Genomic DNA, 1,724 nt, shown 5'->3' with positions numbered 1-1,724 from the left:
TGCCGGGTCTATGTACTCGTCCCCGGCCAGCTCCACACCGGCGGCTGCCTTGTCGATCAGCGCCCGGATTTCTGCGGTAATCTCCATCATACGGTTTCATCCTCCTTTACGCTGTAATCCCGGTTGCGGGAGGGTGGGGCTGCTTTCCTGGCGTCCTCACCGGCCCAGCGCCGGATGGTGGCGGCATGGCTCTGATACCGCTTGCCGGTAGAAGCCATGTACTCGGACAGCTTTTCGATGTACTGGCCCCATACCGTGGGAAAGCTGGCCTGCAAGTCTGCCAGTTCCTCGTCCGTCAGGAAAACATTCTGGTAACGGCCATAGGTGCGGGCGGGGTGTCCCTTCTCTATCTCTCTCTTTATCTCTATCTCTTTCTCTAACTCTAACTCTATCTCTGGTGGACGAATGTCGGACAAATGTCCGCCGTTTGTCCGGGGCGCGGAAAGAGCCTTGTTTTGGAGCCTTGCCGCCCGCTTTCGCTCGGCCTCGGTAGAGGACTGGCCGATCAACAGTTCGATATTGCTCATGTAAAAAGTGCCGCTGTCCAGCACTTCCACAAGGCCCAGCTTCAGGAAGATTTGCAAGGCCCTCTCCACAGTGCCGATCTGCTGGCGGGTGATGGTGGCGATCATCTGCGCCGTGTAGGGGATATTCTCGTCAAGCTGGAGCCGCCCACCGTGTTTCAAGGATTTCAGATACAGCTTGAGCAGGATGTTGGAGTACAGCACACCGTCCTGCATACTTTCCAGCAGTACGATGGAGTCATCGTCAAAATAGTTCTCTTTGAGTTTCAGGTAGTAATATTTTCGATTGTCTGACATGGGTTCCTCCTTGGGGTTTATTTCAGGGGTCTATACGCCTTTAGAGGGCCGTTTTGGGGGCCAGAGGATAAATCTATCAGGCCCCCAGCGACACCCTCGAAAAAAGCCTTGATTTACAAGGGGTTTTCGGCCCCTAAAGCGTGACACTTAGCCCTCTGTTTGCGCTTGCGCTGGGCGGCCTTGATACGCTTCATGCGTCCGGCACATTCCGGGCAGTATTTGGCCCGGTTGGAGCCGGGTGTGAACAGCGCCCCGCAGACGGCGCACCGTTTGGCGTCCAGGCAGTGGAACAGGGCCGTTTCCAGTTCTCTGTCCAGCGGCAGCACCGCCGCCCGGAACCACCGGCACAACAGGGAGTAGGAAATGGACTGGACGCAGACACATTCCTCCCCATCGTCCAGCGCGATGCAGTTGCCGCCGTCATAGTTGCAGCACTCATGTACCAGCCGCCGCGCTCTGCGGTACTGGCGGTAGTCCATGACGGGGATGGGTTCAGGCTTGCTTTTCTTCATGCTGGCACTTCCCGCACCCGCCGCAGTTGCCGCAGCCCTGGCAGGCATGGGCCTCCGGCTCCGGGCCGGTGGGCGCGTCTGCCGGTTCCGGCTGCAAGAGGGCAAGGGGCAGGTCGATATTCAGGTGGACAGTGACGGGTAAAATAATCTGCTTCATACAGTGACCTCCTTCAATGAATTTACTGTTAAATATTCGTGCAAAGTATTGTTTTCTTCGTGCAAATGGCATATACTAAAAGTACCAGCAGAAAGGGGTTGATGATATGGCTGGAAATACCACAAACATCAGTATCCGCATGGACGCGGATTTGAAGGCACAGGCCGACGCCCTGTTTGCGGAACTCGGCATGAATTTATCCACGGCGTTCAACATCTTCGTGCGCCAGTCGCT

General features: G+C 56.3%; 4 protein-coding genes and 1 pseudogene. 1 reads left to right on the top strand and 4 read right to left on the bottom strand.

From position 1 onward, the window contains the following. From B5F87_RS20855 to B5F87_RS21295, 4 genes and pseudogenes are all read right to left on the bottom strand, one after another. A pseudogene (locus tag B5F87_RS20855) lies at nt 1–90 on the bottom strand (ATP-binding protein); the annotation flags it as partial. After that, nucleotides 87–821, bottom strand: coding sequence for a phage replisome organizer N-terminal domain-containing protein (locus B5F87_RS20435; RefSeq protein WP_087284520.1), 735 nt, complete (start codon nt 819–821; stop codon nt 87–89). The gene B5F87_RS20435 and the pseudogene B5F87_RS20855, both read right to left, overlap by 4 nt. 113 nt (nt 822–934) lie before the next feature. After that, nucleotides 935–1,333, bottom strand: coding sequence for a cysteine-rich VLP domain-containing protein (locus tag B5F87_RS20430; RefSeq protein ID WP_087284517.1), 399 nt, complete (start codon nt 1,331–1,333; stop codon nt 935–937). Continuing rightward, nucleotides 1,314–1,490, bottom strand: coding sequence for a hypothetical protein (locus B5F87_RS21295; protein WP_204246108.1), 177 nt, complete (start codon nt 1,488–1,490; stop codon nt 1,314–1,316). The genes B5F87_RS20430 and B5F87_RS21295 overlap by 20 nt, the downstream gene beginning before the upstream one ends. A 106-nt stretch (nt 1,491–1,596) precedes the next feature. On the opposite strand from B5F87_RS21295, the gene B5F87_RS20425 reads away from it, so the two are divergent. Beyond that, nucleotides 1,597–1,724: type II toxin-antitoxin system RelB/DinJ family antitoxin (locus tag B5F87_RS20425; protein ID WP_143405279.1), on the top strand; the 128-nt coding region annotated here is incomplete at its 3' end.

Source organism: Eubacterium sp. An3 (genome assembly GCF_002159465.1).
GTDB lineage: Bacteria > Bacillota > Clostridia > Lachnospirales > Lachnospiraceae > Anaerobutyricum > Anaerobutyricum stercoris.
The sequence above is the reverse complement of the archived record's forward strand: the minus strand, read 5'-3'. Positions and strand labels throughout refer to the sequence as shown.